Source organism: Corynebacterium sp. FDAARGOS 1242, from assembly GCF_016889985.1.
Lineage (GTDB): Bacteria > Actinomycetota > Actinomycetes > Mycobacteriales > Mycobacteriaceae > Corynebacterium > Corynebacterium minutissimum_B.
Window position 1 is genome coordinate 387,390 of sequence record NZ_CP069568.1, and the last position, 25,559, is coordinate 412,948.

Below are 25,559 nucleotides of genomic sequence, written 5' to 3' on the forward strand. Positions count from 1 at the left end.
CGCAGACGCTAATCCGCAGCCATGCGTACGCGCTGTAGCGTGCGCGCTAATCCTCGTCCGGCTCGTAAATCCGGTCCGCCGTCATTCCATCCGCGGTGCCGCTGGCGCCACGCTTGCCGCGCTTCCCTTTGTTGTAGTCCTTCAGCTCGCGCATGCGAGGGTCCGGATCCAAGCGGTTGGCCACAGCCTTGCGTGCCGAACGCACCGCGGATTTGGTGACAGGGGAGTTCACGGCCTTTTCGTAGGCGCCCTTAATTTGGTGGTAGCGCTTGCGTCCAGCCTTGGTTCCAAAGACGTATCCGGCGGCAGCGCCCACAACAAATTGGATCATTGGAAACTAGTCATCCCCTTCTTCAGCCGGCAACAAGTACCAGCGGTGGCGTTCACATCAGCGTTCACAGTACGCGCGCAGGCGGCTTTGCTGGCACGTACACGTCTGAGACACAGCCTACCTGCCGCGAGCCCGCAAAGTAAGGCTATGTGGGGAGTGGAGAATAGTTTTCCGCTGAGGACTTCCCCTGCGGCCCACCTCACGTTAGGTTAAATGTGTGGAGAATTCGAAGACAACGCATGCGGCGTCGGCAGCCGTGGCTATGGCGGCACTTCTTACCGCCAGCCTGACCCCTGCAGAATCCCGCGCTGCCTGCCCCGAGGAAATTCGCGAGGTCAGCGCCGCGGAAGACTAGTGGCGCACCATCGCCGTTTACCTTTCCGTCACGTCGCGGACACCTAAAAGGTGTAAGACATCCCTTATGCCTACATTTTCCCGCGCGCTGGCGGCCCCGATTGCCGCCGTGCTGGTGGTCACCTCCGCCCAGCCCGCAGCCTTGGCGGCCGACCTTCCCTTCACCATCCCCGCGCTCGCAGATCCCATGACGGGCTCAAGCACCGGTGAGGCACCAGTACAGCATCCCGGCGCGCCCACACCCCGGCCCTTTACCCCGGACTACCTCGTGGGTTTTCCCTCCGATGTCTCGTCCTATCAGTACGGCGTGTATTGGGAAGTGGTGCGGCTTTATGACGACATCAAGACCAACCCCACCACCATGGCCGAGGACCTCGATAAAGCCGTGGCAATCAACAACGCCGCGGCTGGCGACGCCACCCTCATCGCCCGCGCGCAACGCGACGCCGCCGCGGACACCGATGGCGTCATGGCCGCGGTCTCCGATGCTATGGGCCCTGAGCTTGGCCAAGCCTTCCGCGACGCCCTGGCTGAGCACCGCCTGCCCAAGACCGAATACCTGCTGGGCAATGGCTACCTCGCCCGCGCGGGTGGACTGGCTAGCTCTACCTTTGCCGAGAAGCACTACTTCAAAGCTGCCCGTCCTTTCCAACAGGCTCCGGACCGCATCAAGCGCTACAACGACGGCAGGAAGAACTACTACCTGGATTCCCCAGCCTTCCCCTCCGGCCACACCAACCAAGCGGTGTGGGTCACCACGTTGTTAGCCTCCATGCTTCCGGAGGTCGGCCCGCAGCTGGCCCTGCGCGGCGTTGAGGCAGGCAACCGCCGCGTGGTCATGGGCGTGCATTCGCCCCTGGACGTCATCGGCGGCCGCATGACAGGCCTAGCCGCTGCCGCCGACCGACTCAACGATCCGCGCATGCGCGATGCCCTGCACCAAGCCGAGGCCGAAATCCGTGCTGAGATCCAGTGGCGCACCGGCAAGGACATCGTCACCCTTGTGGACGAGCAGAATGCTGCCGGCACCACCTATACCACCGCTGCCCAAGCCGCCGAGCGGTATGAACCTATGGCCGATTACGGATTGAGCACCGTTTATCACCCAGACGCGCCCATGATCGTGCCCAAGGCCGCACCCGTCCTCCTCGAGGCCGCCCACCCCAACCTCAACTACGAACAGCGCGCCGACGTCCTCCGCCAGACCGCTACCGCGCCCGGCACCCCACTGGATTGGCAGGGCGCAAGCGGCTCGTGGCAGCGCATCAACCTGGTGAAGGCGTTGGGTGCGCACGTGAGTGTGGACGCAGATGGAAATGTGCACGTAGCACAAGCAATGTAGACTCTAAAAGAAATTCTCTCCCAGTAAAGTCGAAGGAAGTTTATGTCTAAGCCGAAGATCATGACTGTGTATGGCACCCGCCCGGAAGCAATCAAGGTGGCACCGGTCATCAAGGCACTGGAAAAGGACGATCGCTTTGAATCGGTGGCTGTCTCTACGGGGCAGCACCGCGAGATGCTGGAGCAGGTCAACACAATGTTCGGGATTGAGCCGAAGCTGGACCTGCAGCTGATGAAGCCCGGGCAGAGCCTTAATGAGATTGTCTCTCGTGCTCTCATGGGCCTTGATGAGGTTATCGATGCCGAACAGCCCGATGTCATTGTTTCGCAGGGAGATACCTCCACCGCCATGGCAGCTGCGCTTGCCGGCTTCCATCGTGGTGTAAAAATCGTGCACCTCGAAGCTGGCCTGCGCACCGGTGACATTCATTCGCCCTTCCCGGAGGAAGCTAACCGCAAACTCATTGGCCAGGTAGCTGAGCTGCACCTCGCACCCACGGCAGGTTCCATGGAGAATCTCCGCCGCGAAAACGTTCGTTCCAAGGACATCGCGGTGACCGGCAATACGGTTATCGATGCACTGCTGGAAGCCGCAAGTTGGGATACCGAGTTTGAGGATTCCGCTCTTCAGGAAGCCGCAGCATCTGACAAGCGCCTTGTCGTGGTCACCACCCACCGCCGCGAGAACCTCGAAGCCATGAAGGAAATCGGCGGCGCTGTCAAGGATCTCGCGGAGGCCTACCCGGACATCAACTTTGCGTTGCCACTGCACCTCAACCCGAAGGTGCGCGACGCCGTCCTTCCGGAGGTAGAGTCCCTGCCTAACGTCATCATTACGGACCCACTGCCGTATGACCAATTCACCAAGTTGCTCGCCCGCGCTACCATCATCTTGACGGACTCCGGCGGAGTCCAGGAGGAAGCCCCGGCATTGGGCAAGCCCGTTCTGGTCATGCGTCAGAACACCGAGCGCCCCGAAGCCGTCGTCGCCGGCACTGTGAAGCTGGTGGGCACCAACCGCAGCCTCATCGTGGCAGAAGCCAAGCTGCTTCTTGATGACTCCGCTGCCTACGACGCCATGGCCAACGCCGTCAACCCGTACGGCGATGGCAAAGGCGCTGAGCGCGCCGTGGCAGCTATTGCTGAGCTCCTTGGAATAGGGGAGCGCCTTCCAGACTTTTCTCCGGAAATTGGTGCCTAACCTGTTTCAGTGTGGGGGAGAGACCACTTCTTTTTCTCGCGCTGAACAACGCGGTACCAGGTAAAATGAAGATATGGAACCATGCGACATTAAATGCACAACCCCCCAGCGCACTACGACTTCACAGATTCTGGCTGATGCGATGTCTGTGGGACAACTCAGCGTTACCGAGTTCGAGGAACGCTCTGATGCCTGTGCGGAAGCAGTAACCCGTGGTGAGTTGCTTGACCTTGTATCAGACCTCCTCGACAACCCTGAAAGAGTACTTTTTGGTGGCCATGAGGTCGCACAGCGGAGCTCCCATGAACTCAACACTACCCGCGTCAACAGTGAGACCGAACCGGTAGTAAGCCGTGCCTTGGCTCAGGTTGAGCCTGCCGTTCATGGCGCGAAGAGCCTCTCCCTCGGCATCTTTGGCGGCACCACGGTGCGTAGTACGCCCATCGCTTCTCATCACACCACCATGGGCATCTTTGGCGGCACTGACGTGGACTTTCGCGGAGCCTCCCTCAAAGAACACGTCACGACGATCCAAGCGGTCGGGGTATTCGGCGGCGTCGATGTCTGGATTCCGGAAGGGTTCCGTGTCCGTGTGAGCGGCATTGGCCTTTTTGGCGGCCACGACATCAAGGTCGAAAAGGGAGCCACCGACCCCGCCGAGCTACCCGCCAGCGCCCCAGAAGTCGTGGTGAACTGCTTCAGCCTCTTTGGTGGGGTGGATGTGCATGTGGTGAAGCGCTAGGCGCAAAATAAAAGCCGGCCAATCAACCCATAAGGATCAATGGAGCCGGCTAGTTCTGTCGCGTCTAAGTCCGCAGTTTAAAAGGGCAAGTGGATTCCATACTTGTTGAGGATGCGCTTAATCTGCTCAGTGTTAGCAGCAGCGGTACCGACAGCGATTGCCAGTGCGCCAACGACCGCAGCGACAACACCCCACACCTCGGCCTTGGAAGACACGGCACCAGACGGTGACGGCTGCGGGTTGTCCTGATTCTTATCTTCCTTGAGACGGGCCTTGGAATGGTCCGACGTTGAGCCAAGTGGCAGACACTCGGAAAGCTCATCGATGGTGTAGAACGTCGACCCCTCAGCGATGGGCTCACAACCGTCGTGGAAAGCGATTTCCTTCTCGTTGTAAAGCATGCGCACGAGCGTTTCTCCGTGCTCGTTCTGGAAAGCATCCCACTGAATATTGGCACCCATCGGCGCTACTTTGTCTCCACGCCAGTCGGAGTTCTCCCACGAATAGAGTTCATCAGCGGGGATTCCCTTCTCAGAGCCAGGGAGCTTCAGCAAAGCTGCCAGAGGGATAATGGTTTCCGCATGACCAAAGCGATACTCAGCAGCGATGTCACCGCCGTCGGCGCGGTCTTTGACGCCTTGAATCATTTCCTTGAGCAGCGGTTCGAAGTTGTCGTAGGCCACCGTCTGGCCTTCAATAGCAGGGCCTTTCTGGTAGTAATCCTCAACGTCGAGGAGGTAAGCAAAGGTTGGGCCGCTCGCCTCATCCATATACTGGTCAAAGATCCAACCCTCTGCCGGAGTCTTCTCCTCATGGGCAAGAGCAGGGGCAATGATATACAGGTTGTAGAACTGCAGGGCGGCGTCCACAATGCCCTCGACTGTCTTGTCGTCCTTTTCTCGGCCCACAAAACTGATGGATCCGTCTTCGAGGCCCGCGATGAAATCCTCGGTGAAGATCTTGTTTAGCAGGCTGCGTGCAGCGGTCTGCGATGCTGGTTTGGCATATGCCTCCTCGACCTTGCTGTCGAGGGTCTCGGAGTCTTTCCATTCCGAGTACTTCTCATAGGAAGGGGCATTCTTATCCTTGTGCGCGTACATGAGGTCAGTTCGTGTCTCAATGGTCACGTGGCCGTCCTCCGTACCGTCAACAAGGTTGTCTGCAAGTTTGGGATTCTCCGAAAGCCAGGACTCGCCGAAGTTCCAGCCGGAGTCATTGGCACGGTCTTCACCGGAAGAAATGTACTTGACCTTGAGGTTCTCATCCTCGATTCGGTCCATCAATGCGGAGTTGCGCTGAGCATTGCGTTGCCCGATGCCCTGTAGTTCCTCACGGCCTACGACAGTGAGGTTGCCATAGCCGGCATCCTGGCCAGTACCGCCCGCGAGTTCCTTGTTCACAATGATCATGGCTTCAACCTGAGGGATGAGCTTTTCACCCAACTCGGTGAGCTGGTCGTGCTCCTTGGCGTACTCCAGCATCTGCTGTGCTAGGTCGTCGTACTTGAAGCTGGACAAGCCACGGGAACCGTGGCGGTTTACGGTTGACGTGTAGATCTGGTGAAAGCCTGCGGGTGCTTCAGCGTAGACAGAACCTTGCGGCTCATAGTGCTGCTTAGTGGAGTAGTAGGTCGAAGCATTAGCAGCCAAAGCTGGAGCTGAGGAAACAGCACAAGCAACAGCAGTTGCAAGTGCGATAGCACGAATACGCATGAGAAAAAGTTCCTTCGAGAGGTAGTCGGTGATGAGACATAGACACCGTAGAACAGGAACCTTTCGTCAAAGTTTCTGAGAGGTTAAATGTGCTTTGGTTTTGAGCTAGGCCCGCATTGAGCGCGAAAGCGCCCTTGAGCCTAAAAGCAGAAAAACTCGTTGACTACTGTTATAGTCAACGAGCGCGTTATCTGCTCCTCCAACTGGGCTCGAACCAGTGACCCTTCGATTAACAGTCGAATGCTCTGCCAACTGAGCTATGGAGGATTATGCGTATGCTGCTGAGCAAGTAACCTCGCTCGGTGCAACGAGATGTAACTATATAAGGTTTGCGATGATGATTACAAATCGCCAGCACAGCACGCTTTTTCAAACGGCCCAGTGTGGCATCTTTTAAGCCCACCCCTAAACAAGGCTAGACTGTCCGTCAGATATCACTCGCAGGGAAGAGGTAGAGGTTTCTTCATGTTCGTCGGACATACTCGCTTTAGTCTCTTCGTCCCCGATTCGACGTCGTGGCGTGCGAGCAACGAGCAGACCGGGTTCTCGGAAGACGAATACCGCGACTACCTCTACGATGATGCACGCCTGTCGCTACGCACGGACATTTTTCTCAACCACACGGTGCCAACACTTGCGAAGGCCGCCGATGGTTTCGATGTGAAGCACGTTGTCTCTTTCTCTGAGTCCTTGCCGCAGAAGTTCAGGGCGCAGCTGCAAGAGGCGGCAGACAACTTCGAAGTTTTGCGCCTCGACGAGCTTCCTGATGGTGATAGCGGGTGGACAGCGGTGCGTCGCTACGTTCAAGAAATTGGGTTTAAGGGAACGTTTGGGCGCTACCGCCTAGACGACGACGACGTTTTATCCGCTCACTACTTCCGAGCCACTGCGCCCTATATCAAACCGGAGTTTGAAGGCATGCTCGTCAGCATGCCGCTTGGCATTGAGGCGGTCTATGCAGATGGCCAGTTCTTCCACCTGCGTGAAGCCCACACGCCGATGAACTCGATGGGCTTGTTATCCATCTGCTCCGTGCGGGGAGACGGCACCGTCGTGGAGCCTCAAAGCGGGCCGCACGATAAATCAGATCGGTATGCGCCAGTGATTTTGGATGCCTCTCAGGTGGGCTACTTGCGTGCTATCCACGAGGGGCAAGACAACGCCATGCGCCATGAGCCAGGCGTAGTGATGGGACGCCTCATGGAGAACATGGCGGCCTTCCCACCTTTTACGGATGTCGCTGCCCTTGAGGCTGCCTTTCCCACGGTGTTTAAGCAGATGCAGAGCACGAGCACTTCGCTAAATATTGATGACACCGTTGGCGGCGGTCAGCACTACATTCTTCAGCCTGCTAGCGGAGATGTCAGCTTCGCCATCTACGGAGAGTCAGAGTGCGAACTCGATAATGAGCTCCTCGTGAGCCTGTGGATTGAGGATTCCCGTGGGCGATGCGTTCCTTCCTACAAGACAGTCGAGGGGTTTGCTGCCTCCAATAACCCGAGTATCGGGCACTTCGCGTACGTTCCTACGGAGGACGGAACCTTTCGAACATTGGTGAGCCTTCATTTGGAGCATGGCCACATCCTTCGTGGCTTCCGTATTCTGGCACAAAGCGAGCGAGCCGAGGGAGTTCGGGTCGCAAAGATCGTCATGCAGCAGCGAGGCGGGAAGGCGCGCTTCGTCAGTCAGGAGAACTGGAATTTAGCGCGAAGCCGAGGCGTGCGTAGGCTAGTTGACCAAGCGATCGACAGCGTTTATCAGAATCGGACGAGCATCGTGGCTAACGTGCGCAGCGTTCTTGGGGAGGATCGCGCTAACAAGGTCATCGCACGCTTGGACCAGCTGAACAAGAAGCTACGCAACTAGGGGCGGCCCTAGTCTGAACTGGCAAACATCTCGTCTTCGAAGAGTCGCTCCCAATCGCCAGCTAGTGATGCTGCGTAGCCGAGAATTCCGGTGAGGAGCATCTGTGGAGCAGGGGCATGGCCTTCGCCCCAATCCCCGAGGAGAAGCTTCCACTGTTGTGGATGCTTAGCCACTGCTTGGGACCATGGCAGATAATGCTGGGTGTAATGCAGCTCATCGTCCCGGTTTTGAAGGTAGGCCACGAAGTTATCGAAACCTTTACCGTACTCAGTGACCAAGTCGAAGGTCATGGTCGTCTCGGAGAGCTTCCGGCTACTCCAACACTTCTTGCGGTACGCCTTTACCTGCGGCTCAAGGTAGCGTCCGATATGGGTTTGAGGGTTCGACACTACGGCTAATGAACCGGGGAAGCGGCGCGAGAAATACAGCGTGGCAAATCCACCGGCTGATGCCCCAAAGAAGATAGCCTTCTTCCCCAAGTCCTCGACAGGCACATCAGGGTAAAAGTTAGCGAAAATATGAGTCAGGCACGAAGTGAAGTCTTCCTGAAATGGGCGCGACTCATCTCCCGTGAACCACCCAATACTTGCGCCCCGATCAAGCGAGGGATCGGAAACATACACCAGGTTGGCATCAACACCTTCGACCATGTGCCGACCAATGAAGACTGGGAGAGTGGTCTTGTCTGGGTCAATGGCCGCGTGAAACAACACGATAGTCGTATCGGCGCCGCGATCTTCAACGAGCACATCCATGAAGGCAGCACCATAGCGAATTGAAATCGCCTCAGCCTCCTCGGAAGAGCTACCTGGCACGGCTGAGTTGAGAAATTCCTCTACAGAATCGAAAAAAGTAGTTGAAGCGCCATAGCGCGCGTAGTTTCTCCTCAGTGACATAGTCCGTCAGCTTATCGTGAAGAGGCGGTAAAATGGGATTTCTGTGGGCAGTGGATATAGGGTCCGAAGGAAACTAAAAGCGGGGAACGCTAAACCGGCAGTAGATTTTTCTATTAGTGAGACTGTCGCGTTTGTGGAATGGCTTCGCATGCTACCGTTGACTGAGCACTGTAGCGAGAAAGGTAAAAGATGACGCCTCAGGAGAATGCTGCCAATAGCTTTGACAAAGTTTGCGTTGTAGGCCTCGGATACATCGGTCTACCTACGGCGGCTTTTATCGCCTCAAAGGGCGTCAAAGTCGTCGGCGTTGACGTAAATGAACGTTTCGTCAAGCTTATTAATGAAGGCAAAGTGCCCTTTTTTGAACCGGGTTTCGAAGAGCTTCTGGCCAAGGTGGTAGGAGAAGGAAACCTTATCGCGCAGGCTGAGCAGGTTGAAGCTGACGCTTACATTGTTTGCGTTCCAACACCTTTCCAGGACAATCACAAGGTAGATGCCAAGTACATTCGTGCTGCGTCTGAGGCGCTTGCCCCGCACCTTCGCCCTGGCGCGCTTGTCGTTTTGGAGTCGACCTCTCCTCCGGGCACTACTGAGGATATGGCGAAGCACCTCATTGAGCTGCGACCGGATCTGTCCCTTAATGATGAAGATGATAACGCCATTTTCGTAGCTCACTGCCCAGAGCGAGTTCTACCGGGCCAGATCATGGAAGAAATGGAAAACAATGACCGTGTTATCGGTGGTTTGACGCCCAAGGGCACTGAGCTTGCTCGTGATCTGTACGCAACTTTCTGTACAGCGGAACTTCTTATGACCAACGCTACGACTGCAGAGATGGCAAAGCTTACGGAAAACTCCTTCCGTGACGTCAACATTGCGTTCGCTAATGAGCTATCCCTGATTTGCGACCGTTTGGGGATTGATGTCTGGGAGCTCATTGAGCTAGCGAACCACCACCCGCGCGTGAACATCCTGCAGCCGGGGCCAGGCGTTGGCGGTCATTGCATCGCGGTTGACCCGTGGTTCATTGTGTCGGCGGCACCAGAGGAAGCCAAGCTCATTAAGCTGGCACGTGATGTCAACGACGGCAAGCCGGAATGGGTTATTGAGCAAGTAGTCACGGCTCTAGAGGGTAAAGAGAAGCCAGTTGTGGCGGCTCTTGGTATTGCTTTTAAGAACGACATCGATGATCTGCGTGAATCGCCTTCCTTGGAAATCGTGAAGCGTCTCGGTGTGGATAACCCAGAGCTCGATATCCGGGTCGTTGAGCCGAATGTCGATGAGCTTCCCGCTGTGCTTTCGAACATTTCCAACCTTACAAAGCAGGACACGAAGGAAGCTATTGCGGCTGCTGACGTAGTTCTCCTCCTCGTTAACCACAAGGAGTTCGTTAACCTCAATCAGTCTGTGCTAGAAGGCAAGACTGTTATTGATACCAAGGGTATTTGGCGCTAAAGAAACATCCGCGCGGTCTAATTGTAGGGCCGCGCAGGATGTCGACACTTAGGAAGAACGGCGTAGGATGCGGATTCTAGTCCTCTCCCAGTACTGGGCCCCAGAGAACGGCGTGCCGCAGCGACGGTGGTCGTGGCTGACAAAGATCCTTGTCGAGGCTGGGCATGAGGTGGCTGTGATTGCGCCTCCACCTCACTACCAACGTCAAATCCGTTTGAAGCAGTGGCTGTCTAAAGACGCCATCCTTGGCTGCCGCCGAGCTGAGCTAGGAAACTCGGGTGAGAGGATCTTCCGCTCAGGGTTTTTCCCTGCTGGTTCTACGTTAACTCGCCGAATATTAAACCAAGCCTCAGTCGCAACTTCGATGCTGGCAATGCAAGTGACGCATCGGAAGCAAATTCAGGAGATTTCTCCCGATCTAATTATCGGCACCGTCCCTGCTCTCCCAACTTCGGTGGTCACCATGCTGGTCGCACGGCATCTTGGAGCTCCCTACATCGTGGATCTTCGCGACGCATGGCCGGAGCTTCTACGTGAGAAAGATGACTGGAACTCCGGAACGGGCAGACGCTCGATCCGCGAGGTGGTCTTGAGCAAAGGCCCTTTCCAAGTTTTGACGGCTCTTACTGAGACGGCCATGATGCGCGCGTTAACCCATGCCAATGGAATCATCACGACCTCCAAGGACCTAGCAACGGATTTGGGTGCCACATTGCCTGCGAAGCGGGACGGCCGTAAACGTGTTATTCGCACCGTCCGTAATGTGTTTCCGCCAAAGACTAAGTATCTGGCCGCGGATATGAGCCGGATACAGCGAGATGAGCTTCATGTCCTCTACGCCGGCACAGTGGGGCGTGCTCAGCGAATCGATAATGCAGTCAGAGCGGCAAAAATTGCTCAGGATCGGGGCTATAAGGTGCGGTTACGCATCGTCGGCGACGGCGCTGCGTGGCTTGCTGTTAGGGACTTGATTCAAGAAACAGGGGCTGACGCCTCGATCGAGCACCGTTATCCCGCAGAGCGACTAGAAGAGTTTTATGACTGGGCAGACACGGCGTTGGTTCATCTCACCTCATGGGAGCCACTAACTCGCACGGTGCCTTCAAAGACCTATGAGTTGATGTCGGTTGGCCTCCACATTAGTGGTGTAGTGCAAGGAGAAGCAGCCGCATTGGTTGAGAAACTTGAGGCTGGGCATGTTGTGGAACCTGATAATCCAGAAGCTCTGGCAAATATGTGGATAAGCCTCATAGAGGACCGCTCGAGGCTTCACGTATCCGCGCGTGGACGTGAATGGGTTGCCAAACAACGTGATGAAGCCGTTCCGCACGTCATTCGGGAGATCGTAACGAGCGTTGTTTCGGAAAAGAACTAGCTAGGCAAGGACAACGTGCCGATGAGAATTGGATCGCTTGATGATTACAAGCCCGCCGAGACCGACTATGCAGTGCTCCTGTGCTCTTCAGAGCAGCTCCAGCCCTTACCCGCTAGCCATGGGACAGTGGTGTTTTGTTTCAGCGAGGAGGAACTCGATCACGCGGTTAATATGCCGGCGGTGCTTGCCGACGTTCCCGCTGCCCAAGCAACTCCTATTCTCGCTCGGCTCATCCGGGATAGGGAAGTAGTCGAATACTGGGCGCCGCGCTCAGCGGCGGACAACCTCTATGACCTAGTTGATAGCGATGACATAGTGAGCGAAGATCTAGGCGTCGCAGGAGTGCACATTTCCGAAAGATGGATTCATCTCAGAGTAGAGGAATCAGCCGGTACGTCTCGGCCCCCCGATGATTTTCTTCGGGGACTTTCCGCGCCTCTTTCGGCGTCCAATGTCGGTCCGCGCGACCAGGGTCCAGCCCCCGATGCCCCGACGCTCCGAACACTAGTGATTTCACGCGTTGCGACCTTGGCTAAGCCAGTTAAGCAATATCTACCAAGCTCTGCGGTGGTGTCGCTGTACAAAATGTTGGAGAAGATAAGATGAGCGCCAATCTTCCAGGAATCAGTGTCATCATTCCCTCTTATGCGCATGATTCAACCAACGATGCAAGCTCTGGCCTCACTGCGGCGCTCGCTTCGCTTTCGAATCAAACCTTAAGCACCGATCTCTTCGAGGTCTTAGTCGTCTTCAACGGGCCAGCGGCACTAGACATAGAACTAGATCTGGAAGATCAATTCTCGCAGCTCGATCTACGAGTACTTCGGACCGCATCACCCGGCGTCGGCCGCGCCCGCAACCTTGGTATTGCAAGTGCTGGTCGCCATTTCGTTACTTTTCTCGATGATGATGACGCCCTTCAACCTCGATTCCTTGAGACGGGGTTAGAGCATGCTCGCAATGGCGTTTGTGTGCTTCTGCCGATCCTCGATAAGGGACATGATGGGTCCCTTCAAGAGAATTCGCTCAATGCGCGTATATCAACACTTCGCGGCACCACCGTTCCAGTAGCGAGAGCGCCGTGGGCACTCGGCTTTAACGCCTGCAAGGTATTCCCTTCGGAGCTGGCCCAAAACTATCGCTATGAGGAATCGCTGCGTTCGGGTGAGGACGTCGCCTACTTTGCACACTTCCTTGAAGAATCAGGACTCGTGTTCAACGTTCCAGCAGCACCAAGCAACTCATCGTATTTGAGAACCATCCGACACGATTCTGTGTCGCGCCAAGTTGAGAGCTTTGATTTCAACGTAGCGCAGCGTCTCGAATGCATTGCACAACTCCGCGAGATTCGTGAGGGTGACTCTAAGCAGCAGGCCCTTCAGAAGCTTGAGGATGCCCAATTCGGATTCATCGAGACTTACCTACGCGCCCATCCCACAGATGTTCAGCGGGCCATCGACACTGCCGTAGATATTGGTGTTCCTGGTTTGCGCTGGGGCGGTTTGCGTACCGAAAAAGCGAATCGACTAGTGTTCTCCTACTGTTTCCCGCCCTTCGCAGACACTTCGGCCAACGTGACAGCAAAAGTGATTCGGAATGATGCGGAGCTTGTTGACGTCTTTTATGCAAATATGGGGCGCGTGCGCGGTCACGATGATTCGACAAAGCTCATCGTGGATCCTTATCTTGTTCACGCTGAAGAGCTCGATGTCGTCGCTTCTTTTGCACACTGGGGTGCTATTTGTTCTTATGCACGACAAGCTGCGACGAAAGCCGCCAAGCGCGCGAAGGCCTACGGTCCCTATAAATCGATGTATTCGCGCGCTCTTTGGTCCGGTTCCCATGTGGCTGCGGCTCTTTTTAAAGACAACCATCCTGAGACACGATGGGAGGCGGAGTTCTCTGATCCACTCTGCATTGGTGTAGACGGAAAACCTCGGCCGGGAAAGCTCACTAGGGGAGTGACCACTCACAAGCTTAAGACGATGGTCACGCGATCTGATTGGCCGAACATCTCGTATACCACTCACTTTGAGCTTACTGAACTAGTAACACTGCTGTATGCCGACGAAGTCATCTTCACTAATTCCAACCAGCGACAAGTCATGTTGGAGCGTTATCCCACCGACCTCCAAGAGTTTGTGCGCGCTAAGTCGACGATTCGGCACCACGCAGAGCCGACAAAAGAGATGTATCAGCTCGTGGAGGCGGACTATGCCCTCGATGCAGATCACATCAATATCGGTTACTTTGGCAACTTCTATGCCAACCGCGGAATTGGTGACGTTCTCACCGCGCTCCAAGATCATCCGGTGCGTAACCTGTTCCGCCTTCATATCTTCACCGCGGCGCCCGACCAGCTTCGTCGTCAATTGTGGAATCATCCCGCAGCGGAATGCCTCTGCATCAACGGGTATTTGCCGTACCTCGAATTCCTTAACGTTTCCACGCGTTTCGACGCTCTTGTTGTCAATGACACCAACACAGCGGGGACAGCGTTGAGCCTTAACCCATTCCTTCCCTCGAAGTATGCTGACTACGTCGGTAGTGGGGCAGCTGTGTGGGGAGTCATCGTAGAGGGCTCGCCTCTGTCAGGGCTTCCACTTGAATTCACTTCGCAGGCGGGTGACGTCGAGCAAGCCCGTGGTGTTCTCGACGAACTTCTTAGACAGACTGAGTACAATTCCCTGTAGCAATTCTCAGCGTCCTCAGCGAAGATCGTGACTTATATGGACGTTCGAACACAATAAATCTGGAAGGGCTGATTCATATTGGCACGCCACAAATGGCGCGGTTCCAAGACTTCACAGCGAGGAGTCGAAGAGCTCAATGCCCAGGTAGCGCGACATGAAGGTCGCGTACAGATAGTCAACCCTGAAGGTCTCCATCCGTTGGCTACACGCCCTACTCTTGGGGAGTACATTTCACAGTTGGTGGACCGACGACACTTTATCGCCGCAGACGCACGCGCCAAGGCGCTTCGTACAACACGGGATTATCGTCTTTGGCAGTTGTGGCTTGTGCTAAACCCTTTATTCGATGTCGCGCTCTATGGTTTTCTCTTCGGCCTTCTCCTGAAGACCTCTCGTGGTATCGAGAACTTCATTGGTTTTCTTTTCATCGGGATTATCTTCATGTCTATGATGACGGGGCTCATGAACGCTGGCATCAGTCTCATGCAGTCCTCGCGCTCGATGATTCGGGCATTTCAGTTTCCAAGGGCATCAATTCCTTTCTCGACCGCATTGCGTTCACTAATAGATAACGTATTGCCAGCGTGTGTGGCGCTCATAGCGGCTTTTCTTTTTCAGTGGGGAACGTGGCCATCGTGGACTGTAGTTTTTGTGATACCGCTATTCCTTCTAATCCATGTTTTTGGCTGCGGCCTAATGATGATCACTGCTCGTCTCACTGCACAGGTCCCAGAGGCTAAGACCATTTTGGGACTTCTGACTCGTGGCTTGTTTTTCTTGTCGGGCGTGATGTTCTCAATCGACAGGTTTACAGAGCATTCAGCGGTTCATCAGATAATGTCGGCTAACCCCTGCTACATCTTTCTTACAGCTGTCCGTGACTGCTCTATATACCGCACCGCGCCGAGCCTTTCGACGTGGGGAGAGCTCTTAGCATGGAGCGTAGGTGCCTTTGTGATTGGTTTTATCTTCTTTTGGAGAGCGGAGGACCAGTATGTTCGACTCGTCTAAGTTGCCGGCTGAACCCGGCGAGTATTTTTCTGCGAAGCGGAAGAAAGAAGCACAAATGCGTGAAGAGTCAACGGCTCCTGCTGTGAAGGAATCGGAACCTGACATCAATTATGTAGAACGGGCAAACGTTGTAGTGGACAATGTGTCCAAGAGATACGTGATAAGTCAGGGGCGTTCTTCAGATGCCAGTATGACGCGGGCAGGTCGTGGGAAAACAGTTGTGGACGCTATAGTCGATGCTTCCCTGATCGCCTTGCCGGGGGAGTCGATCGGAATTATCGGACTAAACGGTTCCGGAAAATCAACTTTGCTTAGTATGATTTCCGGAGGGCTCGCTCCTACCTCTGGTCGAATTCTCACACGCTCGCAACCTACACTTATGGGAGTCTCACCTGCACTTCAACCCGACCTTTCGGGGGAACACAACATTTATTTAGGCTGTCTCGCGCTGGGGATGAGTCCTAATGATGCGAAAGACCAAATTGGAGAGATTGGGGAGTGGACTGAATTGGGCGACGCGATCAAAAGACCGATGAAGACCTATTCATCAGGAATGTCTGCTCGCTTGTCATTCGCGATTTCAACTGCGGTGCGTCCTGAAATCCTAATGATTGATGAAGCGCTTTCGACAGGTGATGCTGCTTTTGGAGCTAAGGCGACGGCGCGAATGGAGGAGCTTTTGGAGAGAGCAGGAAATCTATTTCTGGTTTCGCACGCGCTTGGTGAAATTGAGCGAAACTGCAGTCGGGCTATTTGGATTTCAAAGGGGCATATCATTGCCGATGGTCCAACGGATCTTGTAGCCACTCAGTACCGAGAGTGGGCAAAGCTCATGGGCAGGGAGAATAAGGAACCTGCGCACGATTTCCTCAGCGACATTAAACAAAACTTTAAAAAGCCACTCGTCTTACTCGAAAAGTCAGTGCGATGATGATTGTCAGTGCGGAAGACATAGAGTTCCTGGATTCAATGTGCGCGGGAACAAGGAAGGAAGGTAGACCGATGGTTCGTCGACGTTTCTCTAAGGAGAGCGAAAGTGCTTGACTTTTTTCGACGAGGCAGGGGACTAACACTTCTTGGCGCTTTATCGGCGTTGTTGGCTTCAACAGCCATAGTTGTGGAGCCGACAGTCATGAAGAACCTCTTGTTCATCGGAGCCTTAGGCGTTATGTTCTTCTTCCTTTCAATGTGGGTGTCTTCTCAAAAGAAATCAGAAGGTTATACGCGCGAAATTCTACGGCGAGTGAGCAGTTTGGAGCAAGCTAATGAAGAGCTACGTGCTGGTCAAAAGAGATATGAACGAGAAGCCCGGCAACGGAACCTTAATGACTTAGTCGCTCCTGCCCTTGTGCCGAAAGACGGGGCCGCCGACGCCAAGCAAGGGCTATTTTTTGCACCGCAAACAATTACCGCATCTGCAATCTTGGATCGTCCGTTAGCGCAACAAGCAGGACGGCTTGCAGCCATGCAGACAATGGACAGCGATGCGTTTGAAGTTTTGAGGGCTCTCGAAGGTGCTACCGATGAAACTCGTCAGCGTCGAATCGAAGTGATTGGGTCGGATTCTCTTGCGAAATCGTTAGGCGGCCTTGGCTTTGTGCAAAGAATTGAGGTTCCTCATCAACTTGGTGCATGCTGCAGCGGAACGTCTTATCTTATTGTGGATGAACGAGAATTGAAGTCTGGTGCCTGGGCGGGGACACTAACATCACAGTCCACCTCGCGGTTCTTAAGCTTGTCGGAACACATTCGAAAGGCGCAGGCACGGGGAGTGGTTGTCTTAGTAGTAAAGGCATCACAACAAGACCATTTCTCGAATGAATTAAGAACAATGGCAACGGTTCTTATTGAAGGAACAGAGCCAAACTGGGAGTGGGAAGATGATGTTTATTTCCCAGTGTTGAAGGTCTTGACTTCTGTATTGCGAGGCGAAGAAGTATGAAGTCTATCGTCGTCTACGGTGATGTAAACGTAAATGCAATCGATGGTTCGTCGGTATGGCTAGTCTCTGTTACAAGAGTCCTGTCGCGTTTGTTTGATGAGGTGCATCTCATCCTGAAATACGGAGTCGTCAATGATATGCTTCTGAGCTCGATCGACGGCATCTCAAACGTGGTAATTCACGCACCTCGTGGTGTTGAGAATGGGGAGGGTCTGACGCCTGAAGTGGCTGCTGATTTTGTGGATTCAGTCGTCGTTGATTCGAATGCGTGCGCTGTCTTGGCGCGCGGGTTTGAGGTTTCCTATCAACTTGGGTTGAAACCTAAAGTAGCTGAGATTTTATGGGCATATGTTACCGATATTCCCTTTCCGCCGAAGAAGCTCTCAGAACGAAATGTAGATCGGTTGAGAAAGATCGCCATCGCTTCGCGCCGAATTCTGGCACAGACAGAAGCAGCACGGTCGTATTGGGAGGGGATTGTTACAGAATCAGCGGGGAAGACAGTGTTGATGCCCCCCATGATTCCGAGTGAATTGTTCAAGGAGCCTACGGAAGCGGCTGCTCCTGAGAATTCGCCGCTTCGACTTGTATATTCAGGGAAGCTAGCGAAAGAATGGCGGACTCTGGAGATGCTTGAGCTACCGCGAGCATTGAGCAAGCTTGGCGTTTCGGCGACGCTCGAGGTTATTGGCTCCAAGATAAATGCATCTTCTTCGGAACCTAGCTGGGCTAAGCGCATGCGTGAAGCACTTGAGCGTGCGAATTCGGATTCGGATAGTGGTGTAACATGGGTCGGCGCTTTGACGCGTGAAGACTCTATGGCAAGAATTAGCGAGGCTGACATTGGCTTCGGCTGGCGAAGCGAAGAGCTTGACTCTAGCCTTGAGATTTCTACGAAGGCACTCGAATATGGAGCTGTTGGTACGGCACCTCTAATCAACCGGACGACTGACCATTGTGCGGTATGGGGTGAAGAATACCCCTTCTATGTCAATTCCGGCGATTCGATTGATGAGATTGCACAGACCATTGCAAGCAATCTGGGGCAGATTCAGGTTGCGCGGCGTGTAGCTTTCGCCGCCAGTGCTGAATACTCAATGGACGCGGCTGAAACTCGTTTGGGTAACGCATTTTCTCGTGCTATCGAAATGAAACCTCCGACAAACGAAGGCAAGGTGCGTCCTTGTCGTGTAGTGGTAGCGTCGCATGACCTCAAATTCATGGGTGAGATCATGGACTACTTGCAGCGTTCGTCGAAGTTTGAGGTAAAGCAGGACAGATGGACGACACTGCATGACCATGATCCTGAGCAGAGTCGTTTGCTTGCAGAGTGGGCGGATGTGGTGTTTTGTGAGTGGGCTGGCCCATCGCTGGCTTGGTACTCCACCCACAAGCCTGAAACTACCCGTTTGGTTGCGCGTTTGCACCGGTTCGAACTGAATGGGCCGTGGATGTCTAAGGTCCAATGGACTAGTGTAGACACCCTTGTTTTCGTGTCTGAGTGGGTACGCACAGTGGCAAGGGACAAATTCGACCTAAGTACTGTCAAGACTGTAGTTTTGCCCAATACAGTCGATTTGTCCGACTTTGATCGGCCAAAGCTTGAAAATGCTCGTTTCACCTTGGGAATGGTCGGCTTTGTCCCATTCCTCAAACGTCCTGACCGTGCCATAGATCTTCTTGAAAAGCTCGTAGAGGAAGATGATCGCTACATTCTGCGGTTTAAAGGACGACTGCCGTGGGACTATCCACATGTATGGAATTCTGCGATTCAAAAGCAGCTGTACCTTGAATTCTTCAACAGAGTCTCGTCTTCCTCTCGTCTCAGGCCCCGTGTAGTCTTCGACGGATTTGGCGCAGACATCGCAGCATGGAATCGTGGAGTCGGTTTCGTTCTTTCGCCGAGTGAACTAGAGAGTTTTCATCTTGCGCCGGCCGAGGGGATGGCAGCACGAGGGATTCCGCTTTTGTGGGAGCGAGAGGGAGTAGAACAAGTCTTTGGATCCTTTGCCGAAGATCTGTCCATCGAGCATCATGTAAATACTGTACTGAGCATGCGTGATAAAGAAGCGTTTGCTGCTAGGGGAGAAGAGTGTCGCGAGTTTGCGACTCGTTGGGACACTACAACAGTTCTTCCGCGTTGGGACGAAATACTGCTTTCCGTTTAGTACGAGAAAGCTCTGACAGTTCGTCGAAAGGAAAGTTTTGTCGCTTTATACTTCGCCCAACCGCGGCCGCCCCATCGTGATCTCTGGTGGCTTAGGACGTACAAACAAGGTTTCGCGTGTGTTAAACGGAATGATTGTGATTCATTCTTATCCGGCGGTTTGCTTTGATCCTGAAGAAGCGTTCTGGCCCCAGATCGAGGCACAGCAATTGCATCCGACAGTGCGTTTTTACTTGCACTCACTGAACTGGATCGACTTCATAGTGGACCGTGCGGCGGAGCTTCCTGAGTCGGAGTGGACGGAGGAAGTTGCAGCCGGTGCAGAGTTCGCGTGGGCGGTGGCGTGGAATTGGTGGGAGATGAACCATGTAACGCTTGAGTGGAAGGACGATGAATACGTTTGGGGCGGGCATGCGGTGGCGATTAGGGCGGCGTCTCTATGCGCGCTTAGTGAGATCTTTCCTGAGGATGAATGGCTGCATGAGGCTATCGAGTATCACGGAAAGTGGCTGCTGGAACATTTTGATGGATACTGGAACCATGGGCTCTCTCAGGCTCTTGCGCTGCTCGTGGTGGGAGATAGGCTGGGCAATGAGTCTATGATTTCTACCGGTTCTGAGCGCGCTGTAGCGTGCCTTGAGGTCATGATTGACGGTGAAGGTGCTATCAACGAACAAGCACCGGAGTACTCGAACTACATTGAACGTTTACGACAGACTTCTGTTGGCGCTTTAGAAATGCTTGGGGCACCGGGTGTGGAGAAGCTGCGTGCCAAGCAAAAGCCTCTGGAGGAATTTATTGCCCATTCCCTTACCCCGGGCGGAACATTTGCGGAAGTCGGTGATTCTATGCCTCGCCGTCCAGAGTTTGTTCGTGGAGGGGCGTTGGAATTCGCGCTATCGAATGGTGCTGCTGGGGCTGAGATACCGCGAGTCAAAGTATATGAGGCGGGCTACATTTTTGGACGCTCGGGGTTTGGTCAGCGCAGGCCTAAGGATTTGGAAAGCTATTACACCTTGCGCTTCGGGCCGCCGCGGCAGATCCATGGGCATCTTGACCACCTGTCACTGACTTACTGGGACCGCGGAAGGAATATCATCGTTGATGCAGGTCACCCGGGTTATGTGAGAGGCCCGTTGCGTTCCTATGCCCAGAGTCGCCTAGCTCATAATGTCCTTACTGTTCGTGGAAAGGAGCACGACGCTGAAGCAGCCTCACGACTGGTCGATCACCAGATCGAGGAATCGTGGTCGGCGTTCGATCTTGAAGACACCGCTTGGGAAGGCCTTCACTGGAATCGCAGTGCGTGCTTTGTAGACTGCGGCCCCTTTGTGGTCTCAGACAGCCTTGAACCGACGCGCACTGTGGAGTACGCGGAGCAACGATGGAATGTGGCACCAGAGTTCGAATACGTGGGCTCGCAGTACGAGACAGTTCGATTCCGATCCGTTGTCGATGGAACCCAATTGGTGTTCATCCGCTACGGCATCGACGGCTCGCGCTACTTCGAGCCTACGGATACTAACCTCGCCCGAGGCGACCATGAGGGCCAGCGTGGAATTGTCTTCCGCAATGAGAAACCCACCGATACGTGGACACTCGGCTTTGGCCGCGCCAGCCGGGACTTCGGCGTTCTCACCGCAGTGGTTGTTGCCAAGCCAGAAGACAAGGTGGAGTACACCTTCAAGGAGAATGGGCCTGGCAAACGCGTACTGCGCATCGTTCGTGGGAGCCAGACCTTCCTCTTTGATTATGACGTCAAGTCCAAACGAGTGCGGGCATTGTCCGCACCCGTTGAACGAGGGTACGCGGACGGTGGGCTTACTCCGCGCTGACGCGCTCCGCCACCGTACGGTTGATGCGCCAGTCAGCGCGGCCTTCGCTAAAACCGGAGTAGTACAGCTCGAAGGTGAGGTCATCCCCGCTGCCGTGGGGGACTAGGGCGGATTTATAGAGGTTCGGGTAGCCGGACTCCTCGTGGGAGATGATCGGGGTGTCCGAGCGCTTCCAAGTGACACCGTCCTGAGAACGCAGAAGGTAGAGGTTACCTTGCTTGACCGTGCCGGGGATGATGTGGACGAGGCCGATGTATTCACCGTCGTAGAATTGGACGTCGATGTGCCACAGGCGCTGGCCAGACGTGAGGCCAGGGTCAAATGACACGGTGGTTGGTTCAGACCAGGTTTTGAGATCCGAGCTTTCGTAAAAGACCACGCGGTTAGGCACACCACCGCCGTTGGCTACACCGTAGAGGCGCCACTTTTCTCCCGTCCAGATGAGGGCTTGAGACATGAACTGCGGCTCACCGGTCCAGATCTCTTCTTTCTCAGACCAGTGCACACCGTCGGTGGATTTCACTAGGTAGATTCGGTTGGTCTTTCCGTTCGGGCGATCGACCATGCGCCAGGTCAAGTACATTTCGCCGCTGGGAGCCATGACGAGTTGGGTGTCGGAATTGTGCGGGTTAGGTTTGCCCAACTGGTCATCGATAGGGTTATCTAGCCCCTCTGGAGCCTGCCAGGTCCAGCCGTCGTTGGAAACGAGCACATTGGGATCCTCATCGCCTTCATCGCTGGCTGGGTACGGGGTCATTGCCATCCAGTACTTCCAACCGTTCCAACCATTCTCAAAGTAGAGGACTGAAGGGTGGGTGGCTTGGCCGCTGCCTTCGTGGGTGGGCAGTGTCAGCTGCGGGCCGCGGGGAGCGGTCCACGCCCACAATGGATCTTTCTCTTCACTGGTGGCGAGCCGGTCTTTGATGCCGGCTACGTGCTGCGCAAAACCAGGGGAGGGCTCCACGGAAGTAACTGGGGCGGGAGCTGTACTCGTGGTCGGTTCCGCCGAGGAGCTGGGCTCCTCAGTAGGTACCGGGGAAGTTGAAGGTTGAGAGGACTCAGGCGTGGAAGTGGGAGTGCTCGGAGTTGCCGTAGGAGTGGTGCTCGGTGCTGGGGCCGATGAAGAGCCATTGGAAGAACCGACTCCGGGCAGTAAGCCGGCGATGAGAGCCAAACCGCCAACGCTTGCTGCAAGCGCCACGAGCGCAGCAACGGCCTGCTGGAACTGTTCCTCATTGAATTGGGGAAGGGCAGGCATCTGGAAGGCTGGGAATTGTTGTGCTTCAGCAGGTGCTGGGGCGGTTGCCTGTCCGGTAACCAGAGAGGCGGTGAGGGCTAGGGCAACGAGTGCTTTACTGGTGCGCGGCGGTCGACGCATGAGAGGCTCCTTGGGTGCGAGAATGAGACGAGTAAAAGTTTAACGGCTCCTGATGCCGGAAACAGTAAATAATGGGGAGGCGTTTCGAGTTCGTCAGTGCCGTTATCTGAGCACTGGGGGTAGAGCTCTAACATCCCGAAAAGGGGCTGCTGATGCTCTAGCGAAGTTTCCAAGCGGTGCTGCTACTTCTCTTGGGTCGATACGTTGTTGTGAGAGTGAGATAAGCTGTTTCCCTGTGCACCAGAAACGAGAAGAGGCAACGGTCTATCAGGCAGTTCGACGCTGGAAAGGTGCGAGTCTGTCGTCGTTGAAATTGTTGGCTGAATCAGTGACTGTAGCGGATGCTTCCCGGTTTCTCACCCCTCTCACGATTGCAATTCCGGTTCTCACCGCGTTGTGGGAGACTTCCGTGATACCCGATTCGGTGCTTGTTACCGCAACTGTGGCTATCGCGGTAGTCGTTCTGCTGTACTGGATGGGGGCTGTATCCAAGGAGCGTAAGGATCGCTTTTCTTTCTCGGTAAGGTCGTTGCACTCACGTACGGCGGAGTCACTCGAAAGGGCCGACTTATCTGAGTACCAGAAAGCCGTGGGATACAGCATGGCTAATTTTGGAGGACGTCTGTTTCTGAAATCGCCGAGTATCGACGAATATATTCAGCGAGGCGGTCTTCGAAAGCCTTGGAAGTACTCTTCTTTCAAGTACCGATTGCCGAGTACGCTTCAGCAGTTCAAGTACCTCAACTTACGCCGACACTATGCAAAGGTCGCGCCATGTTTAACGGCAAATTGCTGGGACTTGCTTGCGACCCTGACGAAAATAGTGCCGTAATCCAAGTTCATCCAATCGGGTATTTCGACCATATTACGAGCAACCTTGTGGTGGATAACCTCTACTTCACACCAGGGTATGAGGAGCTCATTTACGATGGCAATAATTTGATCATTGACTCTCAAACCGGAGAATTAGTTAATCTCATAGATAGTAGCGCTGCCAACGTTATAGGCTCATCTACCTTGGTAATCACCCAGGACAACAATCTCATCATTGGATTCCAAGGCGCGATGTCAGATAACTCAAGTAACTTGTTGATCCCTTCAGGATCAGGTTCGGTCTCTTTACTGGATGGAAAATATTCGGCAACATTCGCCGATATTCTAAGTATCGCAGCTGAACGAGAGTACTTTGAGGAAGCCGCGGTGCCAGGAACGCGCCGCTACCTCAAAAGGATTTCCAGCAACCGATTTAGCGCCTTCCGCTCATCGACAACGCCGCCAGTTCCAATCGTTACTAGGCCTATTGGCTATCGTCGCGATCTCACCCGTGCTGGTCTTCCAGACTATTTCTGTCTTTCCTACCTAGACCTGCCAGCTGACGGAGCAATCGGCACGAAAGAGTTCCGAGAGGAGAAGGGACTGCAAAGAGGGATGCATTGTGCGGAAGTGGGAGCGTCGGAAAGCGTTGCCGAGGCACTTGCTCGTGTGATTGCAGATGCCGAATCTAAGGGGCAAGGAGTATCTATGCAGCTTCTTGCAATTCGCGACATTCTATTGGGCATGGAAGAACGCGGGGTGCTCACTGAGTTTGTAGATAGTTTGAAAGGCGAAGCTGCGGCCTCAAGCAAATCACAAAAGGTTCCCTCCTCCTAAGACTCTTGTGGACAGTTTTATCCCATGGAACCCGTCACTGGAGGACTAGTCGACCGTATTCACCCTATCCGGCCAATCGTGCGCGGCGGAGTTGAAGGAACCGGAAACGCTGCGATCGCCGGGCTTCTGGCAGGTCAGGTCAGCACTGTCGCTGCCGATTCGGCAGACGAGGTCATAGCTTTCACCAGTCACGGGGCTCTTGGCGGTGATGTGAGCGGTGTAGAGGGAGCCGACCGTGGGGTTTGAAGGCTCGAGCGGGGTCATGGTGTAGGTGGCCTTCGAGGCGGGAGCGAACATGGCTACCGCGAAAGTATTCCGTTGGGTTCAAGAAGAATGCAGTCCATCAGATCATCGATATGGTCTGCTTGGAGTGTTTTTCATTGCAGCGCGCCCACACGGAGGTCGGTAACCTCTTTGTATTATCTCATCACACGTTACGGGCGTGGTACCGTAACAGCGCTTCAGTACGTGATGACTCAGACGCGTAAGGCGGCGAAACAATGGAAGAAGGACTTGGGGTGTCTGAGCCGAGGAAAACGCGAGCTGAAACGAGCAAACAGGATTCTTAAAACCACTTCGGCTTTTTCGCAGCGAAATTCGACCGACCCACGACAAAATGATCTTCTACATCGACGCGTACAAAGATTAGTGTGAGGCCCAAGGCTATCTGACGAGTCCTTAACCCAGCAGATCGTGGATTAATCACCTCCCGTGGCTACTGCAAAGCCGCCACACGCCTCCCCCGCGCAAGAGCCTGGAGCGATAGCCTGCTCACCCAAGAGAGCCAACGCGTACATGCAAAGAATTTCTCGGTCTGAGGTATCCGCACAATATGGCACATGACTAATTGTGAGGCCTTCGATATTGGGTGCGACAACACGGCACGTCTGATGAAGCTAGCCGGTGCTTTCAGCCGCAGACCTAGACGAAACCCGGTCACCACGTTCAACCCAAGGCACCGGATCATTGCCCGGACCTAGTGCAGCGAAACTTCCATGCACACGCACCAGTCAGGTTTTAGGTAGCCTACATTACCTACGTTCGCACCCAGTTAGGATGCGCCTACACCGAGTTTGTCGTGGACGTCTACAGCTCAAGAATTGTTGGTGTTGCCACACGCTCGACGATGCGCACCGATGCACTACCAATGGGGGCCTTGGAGCATGCGTTAACGACTGTTGGGCGAATCCATGGAAACCAACTGATTCACCATAGCGATTGGGGCAGGCAGCACTTTACACTGAGATATTCCACGGCTTTAGCGGAATCCTGCCAAGCGGAGCAACAGTTGGCGATTCTTTCGACAATGCTCTATCCGAGACAGTCAACGGTCTCTACAAAGCGGAACTAATTCATTCCTAAGGACCGTGAACGTCGGTTGGGGAAGTCGAGCTCGCCATCTAGCGTTGGATGAACTGGTGGAACACTAAGCGTCTTCACGAAGCACTGGATTAAACCTCTCCACAGGAAATAGAAACCGAGTACTACCTCACCCAGCAGATCGCCACGAGACCATAAAAGAAGCGGAATAAACTCCAAGACGCTTCACTTCAGTCCGCAACATCGACTCAGCAATAGGGTGATTGCTGCAGATGAACACCCTCTAGATT

Annotated in this window: 19 protein-coding genes, 1 tRNA gene and 1 pseudogene; 15 read left to right on the forward strand and 6 right to left on the reverse strand. The window is 54.5% G+C overall.

From position 1 onward, the window contains the following. Positions 1 to 46: 46 nt before the first annotated feature. Positions 47 to 331: a hypothetical protein gene (locus I6J72_RS01880; RefSeq protein WP_049157298.1), complete on the reverse strand. Its 285-nt coding sequence runs from the start codon at positions 329 to 331 to the stop codon at positions 47 to 49. 217 nt (positions 332 to 548) lie between these two features. Here I6J72_RS01880 and I6J72_RS01885 point away from each other — a divergent pair, with 217 nt between their 5' ends. From I6J72_RS01885 to I6J72_RS01900, 4 genes are all read left to right on the forward strand, one after another. Then, entirely contained in the window at positions 549 to 686 is a 138-nt protein-coding gene (locus I6J72_RS01885; RefSeq protein ID WP_204099709.1) for a hypothetical protein, read from the forward strand. A 66-nt stretch (positions 687 to 752) separates the two neighbouring features. Next, positions 753 to 2,027, forward strand: a complete 1,275-nt coding sequence (locus I6J72_RS01890) for a phosphatase PAP2 family protein (RefSeq protein WP_204099710.1) — start codon at positions 753 to 755, stop codon at positions 2,025 to 2,027. Between the two features lie 42 nt (positions 2,028 to 2,069). After that, positions 2,070 to 3,227 (forward strand): non-hydrolyzing UDP-N-acetylglucosamine 2-epimerase, encoded by a 1,158-nt coding sequence (wecB, locus tag I6J72_RS01895; RefSeq protein WP_204099711.1) that lies wholly within the window; start codon positions 2,070 to 2,072, stop codon positions 3,225 to 3,227. A 142-nt stretch (positions 3,228 to 3,369) separates the two neighbouring features. After that, positions 3,370 to 3,969: a DUF1707 domain-containing protein gene (locus I6J72_RS01900; RefSeq protein ID WP_239107444.1), complete on the forward strand. Its 600-nt coding sequence runs from the start codon at positions 3,370 to 3,372 to the stop codon at positions 3,967 to 3,969. A gap of 77 nt (positions 3,970 to 4,046) precedes the next feature. Here I6J72_RS01900 and I6J72_RS01905 read toward each other — a convergent pair whose 3' ends face one another. Together I6J72_RS01905 and I6J72_RS01910 are read right to left on the reverse strand one after the other, a co-directional pair. Beyond that, complete coding sequence (locus I6J72_RS01905; RefSeq protein WP_204099713.1) at positions 4,047 to 5,681, reverse strand: histidine phosphatase family protein; 1,635 nt, start codon at positions 5,679 to 5,681, stop codon at positions 4,047 to 4,049. A 194-nt stretch (positions 5,682 to 5,875) separates the two neighbouring features. Next, positions 5,876 to 5,948: transfer RNA gene (locus tag I6J72_RS01910), tRNA-Asn, on the reverse strand. A gap of 198 nt (positions 5,949 to 6,146) precedes the next feature. On the opposite strand from I6J72_RS01910, the gene I6J72_RS01915 reads away from it, so the two are divergent. Beyond that, entirely contained in the window at positions 6,147 to 7,547 is a 1,401-nt protein-coding gene (locus I6J72_RS01915; RefSeq protein ID WP_204099714.1) for a glycosyltransferase, read from the forward strand. Between the two features lie 8 nt (positions 7,548 to 7,555). Here the strand turns inward: I6J72_RS01915 and I6J72_RS01920 are convergent, their stop codons facing one another. After that, complete coding sequence (locus I6J72_RS01920) at positions 7,556 to 8,443, reverse strand: hypothetical protein (protein ID WP_204099715.1); 888 nt, start codon at positions 8,441 to 8,443, stop codon at positions 7,556 to 7,558. A 189-nt stretch (positions 8,444 to 8,632) separates the two neighbouring features. On the opposite strand from I6J72_RS01920, the gene wecC reads away from it, so the two are divergent. The 8 genes from wecC (at position 8,633) to I6J72_RS01960 (ending at position 20,921) form a co-directional block, all read left to right on the forward strand. After that, positions 8,633 to 9,898: a UDP-N-acetyl-D-mannosamine dehydrogenase gene (wecC, locus tag I6J72_RS01925; protein WP_204099716.1), complete on the forward strand. Its 1,266-nt coding sequence runs from the start codon at positions 8,633 to 8,635 to the stop codon at positions 9,896 to 9,898. A gap of 175 nt (positions 9,899 to 10,073) precedes the next feature. Next, the gene (locus I6J72_RS01930; protein ID WP_239107448.1) at positions 10,074 to 11,273 is read left to right on the forward strand and encodes a glycosyltransferase; all 1,200 of its coding nucleotides are present in this window, start codon (positions 10,074 to 10,076) and stop codon (positions 11,271 to 11,273) included. A gap of 602 nt (positions 11,274 to 11,875) precedes the next feature. Further along, positions 11,876 to 13,966 (forward strand): glycosyltransferase family 2 protein, encoded by a 2,091-nt coding sequence (locus I6J72_RS01935; RefSeq protein ID WP_204099718.1) that lies wholly within the window; start codon positions 11,876 to 11,878, stop codon positions 13,964 to 13,966. Positions 13,967 to 14,164: 198 nt separating this feature from the next. Beyond that, positions 14,165 to 14,977: an ABC transporter permease gene (locus I6J72_RS01940; RefSeq protein WP_204099719.1), complete on the forward strand. Its 813-nt coding sequence runs from the start codon at positions 14,165 to 14,167 to the stop codon at positions 14,975 to 14,977. Then, positions 14,961 to 15,908, forward strand: coding sequence for an ABC transporter ATP-binding protein (locus tag I6J72_RS01945; protein ID WP_204099720.1), 948 nt, complete (start codon positions 14,961 to 14,963; stop codon positions 15,906 to 15,908). Before I6J72_RS01940 ends, I6J72_RS01945 begins: the two co-directional genes overlap by 17 nt. A gap of 105 nt (positions 15,909 to 16,013) precedes the next feature. Continuing rightward, positions 16,014 to 16,919, forward strand: a complete 906-nt coding sequence (locus tag I6J72_RS01950; RefSeq protein WP_204099721.1) for a hypothetical protein — start codon at positions 16,014 to 16,016, stop codon at positions 16,917 to 16,919. Next, positions 16,916 to 19,087 carry a glycosyltransferase gene (locus I6J72_RS01955; RefSeq protein WP_204099722.1) on the forward strand — a complete coding sequence of 724 codons (2,172 nt, stop codon included), beginning with the start codon at positions 16,916 to 16,918 and terminating at the stop codon, positions 19,085 to 19,087. The genes I6J72_RS01950 and I6J72_RS01955 overlap by 4 nt, the downstream gene beginning before the upstream one ends. Positions 19,088 to 19,307: 220 nt before the next feature. Next, positions 19,308 to 20,921 (forward strand): heparinase II/III family protein, encoded by a 1,614-nt coding sequence (locus tag I6J72_RS01960; protein WP_204099723.1) that lies wholly within the window; start codon positions 19,308 to 19,310, stop codon positions 20,919 to 20,921. On the opposite strand, the gene I6J72_RS01965 is transcribed toward I6J72_RS01960, so the two are convergent. Further along, complete coding sequence (locus tag I6J72_RS01965; RefSeq protein ID WP_204099724.1) at positions 20,908 to 22,299, reverse strand: sialidase family protein; 1,392 nt, start codon at positions 22,297 to 22,299, stop codon at positions 20,908 to 20,910. The genes I6J72_RS01960 and I6J72_RS01965 overlap by 14 nt on opposite strands. Before the next feature lie 774 nt (positions 22,300 to 23,073). On the opposite strand from I6J72_RS01965, the gene I6J72_RS01970 reads away from it, so the two are divergent. Further along, positions 23,074 to 23,949, forward strand: a complete 876-nt coding sequence (locus I6J72_RS01970) for a hypothetical protein (protein WP_204099725.1) — start codon at positions 23,074 to 23,076, stop codon at positions 23,947 to 23,949. A 45-nt stretch (positions 23,950 to 23,994) separates the two neighbouring features. Here the strand turns inward: I6J72_RS01970 and I6J72_RS01975 are convergent, their stop codons facing one another. After that, positions 23,995 to 24,246, reverse strand: coding sequence for a hypothetical protein (locus I6J72_RS01975; protein WP_070821508.1), 252 nt, complete (start codon positions 24,244 to 24,246; stop codon positions 23,995 to 23,997). A 59-nt stretch (positions 24,247 to 24,305) separates the two neighbouring features. Between I6J72_RS01975 and I6J72_RS01980 the strand changes: the two are divergent. Next, positions 24,306 to 25,467, forward strand: a pseudogene (locus tag I6J72_RS01980) (IS3 family transposase). Positions 25,468 to 25,559: the final 92 nt, after the last annotated feature.

What these genes read in the sequence shown, in the direction of transcription:
- I6J72_RS01880 (WP_049157298.1), bottom strand. Translation starts at nt 331, where the DNA reads ATGATCCAATTTGTTGTGGGCGCTGCCGCCGGATACGTCTTTGGAACC.
- I6J72_RS01890 (WP_204099710.1), top strand. Translation starts at nt 753, where the DNA reads ATGCCTACATTTTCCCGCGCGCTGGCGGCCCCGATTGCCGCCGTGCTG.
- wecB (WP_204099711.1), top strand. Translation starts at nt 2,070, where the DNA reads ATGTCTAAGCCGAAGATCATGACTGTGTATGGCACCCGCCCGGAAGCA.
- I6J72_RS01900 (WP_239107444.1), top strand. Translation starts at nt 3,370, where the DNA reads ATGTCTGTGGGACAACTCAGCGTTACCGAGTTCGAGGAACGCTCTGAT.
- I6J72_RS01905 (WP_204099713.1), bottom strand. Translation starts at nt 5,681, where the DNA reads ATGCGTATTCGTGCTATCGCACTTGCAACTGCTGTTGCTTGTGCTGTT.
- I6J72_RS01915 (WP_204099714.1), top strand. Translation starts at nt 6,147, where the DNA reads ATGTTCGTCGGACATACTCGCTTTAGTCTCTTCGTCCCCGATTCGACG.
- I6J72_RS01920 (WP_204099715.1), bottom strand. Translation starts at nt 8,443, where the DNA reads ATGTCACTGAGGAGAAACTACGCGCGCTATGGCGCTTCAACTACTTTT.
- wecC (WP_204099716.1), top strand. Translation starts at nt 8,633, where the DNA reads ATGACGCCTCAGGAGAATGCTGCCAATAGCTTTGACAAAGTTTGCGTT.
- I6J72_RS01935 (WP_204099718.1), top strand. Translation starts at nt 11,876, where the DNA reads ATGAGCGCCAATCTTCCAGGAATCAGTGTCATCATTCCCTCTTATGCG.
- I6J72_RS01945 (WP_204099720.1), top strand. Translation starts at nt 14,961, where the DNA reads ATGTTCGACTCGTCTAAGTTGCCGGCTGAACCCGGCGAGTATTTTTCT.
- I6J72_RS01955 (WP_204099722.1), top strand. Translation starts at nt 16,916, where the DNA reads ATGAAGTCTATCGTCGTCTACGGTGATGTAAACGTAAATGCAATCGAT.
- I6J72_RS01965 (WP_204099724.1), bottom strand. Translation starts at nt 22,299, where the DNA reads ATGCGTCGACCGCCGCGCACCAGTAAAGCACTCGTTGCCCTAGCCCTC.
- I6J72_RS01970 (WP_204099725.1), top strand. Translation starts at nt 23,074, where the DNA reads ATGTTTAACGGCAAATTGCTGGGACTTGCTTGCGACCCTGACGAAAAT.
- I6J72_RS01975 (WP_070821508.1), bottom strand. Translation starts at nt 24,246, where the DNA reads ATGTTCGCTCCCGCCTCGAAGGCCACCTACACCATGACCCCGCTCGAG.